This is a genomic window from Pseudoalteromonas sp. SWXJ133 (genome assembly GCF_015864365.1).
Lineage (GTDB): Bacteria > Pseudomonadota > Gammaproteobacteria > Enterobacterales > Alteromonadaceae > Pseudoalteromonas > Pseudoalteromonas arctica.
This window is the reverse complement of the sequence record NZ_JADYXJ010000011.1, coordinates 133400-140322: the sequence shown is the minus strand read 5'-3', so window position 1 is coordinate 140322 and position 6923 is coordinate 133400. Positions and strand designations below refer to the sequence as shown.

The window sequence follows — 6923 nt, the reverse complement described above, 5'->3', positions numbered from 1 at the left end:
CAAACACTTCTTTATATGCTGCGTAAAAATACAGTAATCGATTGAACCAAAATAGGAACTCAGCTATGGTTTGTTTATCAATAAAAACAAATAAAAAACGAGTTAATCTACAGGCTCGTTAGGCTTAATTTATAGTTCATTATTATTAAAGTAGGGCAGCTTTTTTATTAACTTAGTTACTAAATAAATTCAAGTGTTAAATAGTATTAATGAATACCCTAAAGCGGTAAATATAACTCGTCTAATTATTCATATCTATTTAGCTATATTAGGCCTTGCTGAAAGAAACTTATTATTAAGATTATTATTACTATTTATGGGAAACACGTTTTATAAATGGCTTTAGACATTGCGTTCATAAAGTGAGGGGGGGTATTAGAGATTATCCAGTGTTGTTTTTTTGTGCGACAAATGGTTTGTTTTTTCAGATGAAGTGTTATTGGAGAGATAAAATGTGCTGAAATCGTTTAAAAAATAACTTTTGTTATATCTATTTATATTTTTTTTAGTTTTTTTTAAGTAAAAATTCAGCTTTAGCTAAATGTTGCAATAATGTTGTTTTATGTCAGTGCAATGCGAATAAATACACCCCCTAAAAGGCTTTACTTGAAATATTAAGAACAAACTTGGTTGCAATAATGTTAACAGTTGTGTGCTAGTACTTTTGTTTAAGTATAACTTAGCGATTTATTTACTGGGATTAGTAAACATCAAGTTGACAGCGCTAATTGCATTTAGCATTATTGGAAGGTTGATATCTATTAAAAGATATCAGGGTTGTTCTCTTCGGAGGATAATTAAATTATAAAAGTAACATTACTTAATTGGTTGGGAACTATGTCTGTTAAAATCAGAAAGAGTCTTGTAGCAACTGCGTTGGTTGGCGCATTTGCATTTGCAAGCAGCAATGTGATTGCAGATCCTTTGAATGACGTGCAAAAAGCAGGTCAAGAAATTCAAAAGGCTGCGGTTAAGTCTCAAACTAAAATTGACAATGTATACGGTCAAACTCAGGAGTTAATCGCTGAGTACCGTAGCGTCGTTGATGAGACTGAACTTATGAAAGTGTATAACGATCACGTGTCGCGCTTGGTAGATAGCCAAAACGCTTCTATAGAATCGTTTGATCGTCAAATCGCAACGATTGATAGCACTAAACAAAACGTTGTGCCTCTGATGTATCGCATGATCGATACGCTTGAGCAATTCATCAAAGCGGACGTTCCATTTAATCTAGAAACACGTTTAGGACGTGTTGAAAGACTACGTGAAATCATGGTTTCTGCGTCTGTAACGACGTCTGAAAAATTCCGTCAAGTACTCGAAGCTTACACTATTGAAACAGCATACAGCTCACTTGTATCTGCTTCACAAGGTACACTAGAAGTTGATGGCAAAAGCATTAACGTTGATATCGGTCAGTTAGGTCGTATCACTTACGTTGCTCAGTCTTTTGACTTGAAACATGCTTGGGTGTGGGATAACAACACTAAACAGTGGAAAGAATTAGGTGAAGAATACCTAAAACCTGTTAAAGAAGTTATTCGTATGGCGCGTAAGCAAGCGACATTAGAACTTGTTAAACTACCTATCTTTGGCGCGGAGTAATCAATAATGAAGAAACTATTTAAAGGTTTTGCTGTTGCAGCAGTACTAACTGTTTCTGCAGGTACCGCGCTTAATGCACATGCAAATACTGGAGCTCTAGATAAAATACTTGAGCAAGTAAAGCAAGAGCGTATCTCTGAAGGTAAAATTAATAAGCAACGTGAGCAAGAGTTCTTATCAGAACGTGCTGACAAGCAATCTTTACTTAACAAAGCTAAAAGCGAACTTGCTTCAGAGAAGTCTCGTGGTGAAAGCTTAGCTAAGCAGTATGCACAAAATGAAAACACTTTAGCTGAAAAAGAAGCTGCTCTTCAAAGTGCTCAAGGTACTTTGGGTGAGATGTTCGGTGTTGTACGTCGTGCAGCTCAAGACGCTATTGGTTCTATCGAAGCATCACTAGTAAGTGCTGAGAAACCTGGCCGTGCAGAAATCTTACGTTCATTAGCTGCTGCTAAAGAACTTCCAACTGTTCGTGAACTTGAAGAACTTTGGATTTCACTTCAAACAGAAATGACTGAATCAGCTAAAGTTTCAACTTTTGAAACTGAAGTTGCTGGTCTTGACGGTAATCCGTCAATGAAGAAAGTAACGCGTATTGGTAACTTTAACTTAGTTACAGATGATGGTTACTTAATTTACTCACCAGAAACTAAGTCTATTCAGCCTCTAGGTAAACAACCAGATAGTTATATTTTAGACGGTATCGCTGATCTTGAAAATACATCATCAGATAACTACGCTGGTGTTTATATAGATCCGACTCGTGGTGCTATCTTACGTATCAACACTCAAAAAGCGACACTTATGGAATATTTCCATCAAGGTGGCGTAGTTGGTTATATCATTACAGCTTTACTAGCTTTAGGTATGCTAATTACTCTAATTCGTTTTGTTGACCTTACACTTACTACTAGTAAGATTAAGAGCCAGCTTAAAAATGTTGCTACACCGAATACAAATAACCCTCTGGGTCGTATTCTTAAAGTGTACCATGACAACAAGAACCAAGATGTTGAAAACCTTGAGCTTAAACTTGATGAAGCGATTCTACGTGAAACGCCGCGCATCGAAGCTGGTATCAATATAATCAAGATTCTTGCTGCAATCGCACCGTTACTGGGTCTATTAGGTACAGTAATCGGTATGATCTTAACGTTCCAAACAATCACATTGTTCGGTACGGGTGATCCGAAGATCATGGCAGGTAACATCTCTCTAGCACTTGTAACTACAGCGCTAGGTCTAATTGCTGCATTACCACTAATTCTACTTCATGCTCTTGTAGCTGGTCGTAGTAAGTCGGTATTACACATCCTTGATGAGCAAAGCGCGGGTATCGTTGCTACTCACGCGGAGAAGGAGAAAGCCTAATGCTAGTCCTGATGGAGATATGGGAATCTATCAGGGATTTTGTTGGCACAGGCGGCCAGGTTTTATACGTGGTCGCGATAGCACTCTTTCTGATGTGGGTTTTAATGATTGAGCGCTATTGGTTCCTACTTGCAGAATTTCCTCGCACAGCGAAAGAAATTGTAGCAAAGTGGGATGCCCGCCAAGACACTACGTCTTGGTACGCACACAGAATCCGTGAAGCATGGATTTCTGAAGCGTCTGAAAAATTAGATCAGCGTATGTTGTTGATTAAGACATTAGTAGCTGTTTGTCCTTTAATAGGCTTACTTGGTACTGTTACTGGTATGATCTCGGTTTTTGAAACCATGGCCAACCAGGGTACGGGTAATGCACGTTTAATGGCGTCAGGTATTTCAATGGCAACAATCCCAACAATGGCTGGAATGGTTGCGGCATTATCTGGAGTATTTTTTAGCTCACGTCTTGAGACAAAAGCTAAAATGGTGAAAGCCAAACTTATTGATAGTATGCCTCATCACTAGAGAGAGAATTAAATATGGCACGTAAACAACGTTTTCGTGAAGAAGAAGAAGCTGCGGTTGATATGACGCCAATGCTTGACATCGTATTTATCATGCTTATTTTCTTTATCGTAACTACATCGTTCGTTAAAGAGGCTGGTATCGAGGTCAATAAACCAAAAGCTGCCCAAGCTACTAAGCAAAAAAATGCTAACATTTTTATTGCTATTCGTAGTAACGGCGAGATCTGGGTTGATAAACAACAAATTGATGTTGAACGTATTTCAGCAAAAATCGAAAGTTTATTAGCAGAACAACCTACTGAAGTTGTGATTATACAAGCTGATAAAGAAGCTAAACACGGCACAGTGGTTAAAGTTATGGACCAGATTAAAGCGACGGGTGACAACCTTAGAATTTCAATAGCTGGAGATCAGTAATGATTCGTTTTCTGTTTTCACTGATTGCAGGTGGGGCAGTTACTTTCGGCTTGTTCTACTTCATGGCCTTCCTCATCTCTGGTGGGGCTGACCGTAATACGGAACAAAAAGAGCAGATCATAGTCGAAATAATGACGAATCCGCCTGAATCTAAGGTGCAGGAGAGGAAGCGTGTACCGCCTCCTCCACCACCACCGCCAAAGCAGCCGCCTAAGCCGCAGCCGCCACAGCCGGAAAATAATAATCCAAACCCTGGTGCTATGTCATTTAATATGGGTAGCATTGATGTTGGTAGTTCAGCTGGTGGACTAAGTGGTCCTGGTGCATTTGGACGAGATGGTGATGCGACACCTATCGTTCGTATAGAACCAAAATATCCAACGCAAGCAGCACGTGATGGTAAAGAAGGTTGGGTTCAACTTTCATTCACTATCGACGAGTTAGGTGGAGTAACTGACGTTGAAGTAATTGACGCAGACCCGAAACGTATCTTTGACCGTGAAGCTAAACGTGCACTGCGTAAGTGGAAGTACCGTCCTAAGATCATTGACGGAAAACCACAGAAACAACCAGGTTTACAAGTTCAATTAGACTTTAAACTTAACCAAGGCAACTAAGGAGGCGAGTAATGAGAAATTTTTCTAAAGTAACTGCTCTTGCGATTCTTATGTCTGTGACTGGTGCTACTTTAAGTGCATCTGTTTTAGCGGCGCCAGATTACGCAAAGATTGAAGAGCGTAAAAAAGCAAAAACTAAAATCATGGGCGAGCGTACTGGTAAAAAGGTAATTAAAGCATTTGACTTGTACAATGAAGAGAAAGTTGATGAAGCAATTGTTTTGCTTAGAGAGATCGATGCTTCGAATGACTTTGATAAAGCGACTGTAAATCGTTACTTAGGTAGCATGTACGCGCAAAAAGAAAAGTATGACGAAGCAATTAAATATTCTAAACAAGCAGTTGCCCCTGATATTTTAAACTTTGCTGATCAAGAACAAACTTTAAAGCTGTTAGGTGATTTATATGCTGGCACAGAAAAGTATCAAGAAGCCAAAAAAGCTTATGTTACTTGGATGGATTTTACCGGTGAAGAAGATCCTACGGTTTACACGCGTATTGCTCAAGCTAACTATCAGTTAGAGCAATTTCGTGATGTTTTTGAACCAGCAGATAAGGCAATAAAACTTCAAAAAGAACCTAATAAAGGTCCTTACCAACTAAAACTTGGTGCATACTTTGAACTTAAAGATTATGCAAACATGGTTAAAATTGGCGAAGAAATTGTTCGTGTATGGCCTGATGATAAAAAAGCTTGGGTTAGCTTAGGTAAGTATTACCTACAAACCGAGGATTATTCTAAAGGTTTAGCAACTATGGAAGTTGCATATAAGAATGGTTACTTTGAAAATGAAGTTGAATATAAAGTCTTATCTAACTTTTACTCTCTTAATGAGATCCCTTTTAAAGCAGCTGTAACGCTAGAAAAGGCCGTTAAGAGTGAAAAAGTAGAACGTACAAAGCAGAATGTTAGTGCGATTGCTAGTAACTACCATCGTTCTAAGGATCTAGAAAAAGCTGCTAAGTATTATGAAGAAGCTGCTAAATTTGATGAAGATGCTGAACTTTACCGTAAAGCTGGTTCATTACTTTTACAATCTGAAAAATTCAGTGCTGCTGTTGTTCGTTTGAACAAAGCATTAGAGCTTGGCTCTGACAAAAAAGGTACTATTTATTCAGATTTAGCTGAAGCGTATTACTATCAAGGTAAGTATAAGCAAGCATATGCTGCAATTACTAAAGCTATGGATGACCCTCGCACACGTAAGTTTGCAAAGGGTTGGTCTACATATATTAAAGATAAAGCCGCTCGCAACGGTGTTAAAATTTAATTTTAATTAGCTAAAGCAACTTATAAAAAGCCCCTCTGGGGCTTTTTTTATTGGAACTACTATGTATAAAAAGCTCTCTTTTTCATTACTACTGTGCTTATTTTTAGCTGCATGTTCAAAGCAGCCTCAACCTTATGAGTCATTTGAAGACGCACAAGTTGCTTTAAAAACTTTAAACATGGCACTTGTACTACAACCAGACGCTAAAAAAATCGATAGGATTACTAAAGAGCAATTGGTCTTTTCTGATGCGTATTTAGTTAAACGTCATACTATTTATCAGAACTTAATGGGTATGGAGCTTAATCTCAATCAAATTGCACAAGTAAACTACTTGGTTATTGCAGAGCGTTTTCCTGCGCGCTATTTTAGTTGGCCGGCTCAAGTAGACGTATTAAAAAACATGCTTGCTTTTGAGGGGTCAAAAAGTACGCCGGATAATATTATTACTTGGCTTAAGTTAACCCAAGATACGCTAGACAGTGCTAAACAAAGCAATTTAAAGCTGAATAAAATTGAGCTCACACTACTACAAAGCTATGTATTGAGTGCGATAGGTAGTAATGACGTTCAACCAGCGCTTAAGAGTCATATAAGAGCTTTTAGCGATTATTTAGCTAGTTACAAGCCTAGAGGTAGTGTTGGTCTGAGAGGCCTGCCAAATGGGTCACAGTGGTATCAGAGCAAACTTAATTACTTTAGCGGCGAAGTACATTCACCGCTAGAGTGGGTTACTCTTTTAAATGAAAATATAAAAGTATTAGATCGTGTTGCATTCGATAGTAAATTGTCTATTTCTCATAAAAAATCGTTTTTAGTGCAGTATCTATCGGATGAAAAATTAATTGAAGGGCTTGATTGGCAGGCTGATTATCAAGACTTACCTGCAATGGCGAGCAATACGAACATGTCTGATAAAGACAAAACATTGATGCTTGCAATGATGGAATCAGATATTGGCATTCATTACCATGCGTGGACTTTGCCACAGGCGAAGGTAAACCTTATGAAACGCTTAGAAATCACCCAAGAAGAGGCTCAATATTTAGTTGAAGATATAATACTCTACCCAGGGCAATCATTTAGCTTTATACAACAAATTATATAATGATT

Annotated in this window: 7 protein-coding genes; all 7 read left to right on the top strand. The window is 38.1% G+C overall.

Annotation, left to right across the window (positions count from 1 at the left end):
- Positions 1–837 precede the first annotated feature (837 nt).
- The 7 genes from I6F40_RS10715 to I6F40_RS10685 all read left to right on the top strand — a co-directional run bounded on the left by I6F40_RS10715 (position 838) and on the right by I6F40_RS10685 (position 6918).
- On the top strand, positions 838–1608 hold the full coding sequence (locus I6F40_RS10715) for a DUF3450 domain-containing protein (protein WP_166377645.1): 771 nt from the start codon (positions 838–840) through the stop codon (positions 1606–1608).
- 6 nt (positions 1609–1614) lie between these two features.
- Positions 1615–2979: a MotA/TolQ/ExbB proton channel family protein gene (locus I6F40_RS10710; protein WP_166377646.1), complete on the top strand. Its 1365-nt coding sequence runs from the start codon at positions 1615–1617 to the stop codon at positions 2977–2979.
- Positions 2979–3503, top strand: a complete 525-nt coding sequence (locus I6F40_RS10705) for a MotA/TolQ/ExbB proton channel family protein (protein WP_002961709.1) — start codon at positions 2979–2981, stop codon at positions 3501–3503. The genes I6F40_RS10710 and I6F40_RS10705 overlap by 1 nt, the downstream gene beginning before the upstream one ends.
- A gap of 14 nt (positions 3504–3517) precedes the next feature.
- The gene (locus I6F40_RS10700; RefSeq protein WP_007583867.1) at positions 3518–3922 is read left to right on the top strand and encodes an ExbD/TolR family protein; all 405 of its coding nucleotides are present in this window, start codon (positions 3518–3520) and stop codon (positions 3920–3922) included.
- Positions 3922–4539, top strand: coding sequence for an energy transducer TonB (locus I6F40_RS10695; protein ID WP_007583869.1), 618 nt, complete (start codon positions 3922–3924; stop codon positions 4537–4539). The genes I6F40_RS10700 and I6F40_RS10695 overlap by 1 nt, the downstream gene beginning before the upstream one ends.
- Before the next feature lie 11 nt (positions 4540–4550).
- Positions 4551–5810, top strand: coding sequence for a tetratricopeptide repeat protein (locus I6F40_RS10690; protein ID WP_166377647.1), 1260 nt, complete (start codon positions 4551–4553; stop codon positions 5808–5810).
- A gap of 61 nt (positions 5811–5871) precedes the next feature.
- Positions 5872–6918 (top strand): hypothetical protein, encoded by a 1047-nt coding sequence (locus I6F40_RS10685; protein WP_166377648.1) that lies wholly within the window; start codon positions 5872–5874, stop codon positions 6916–6918.
- Positions 6919–6923: the final 5 nt, after the last annotated feature.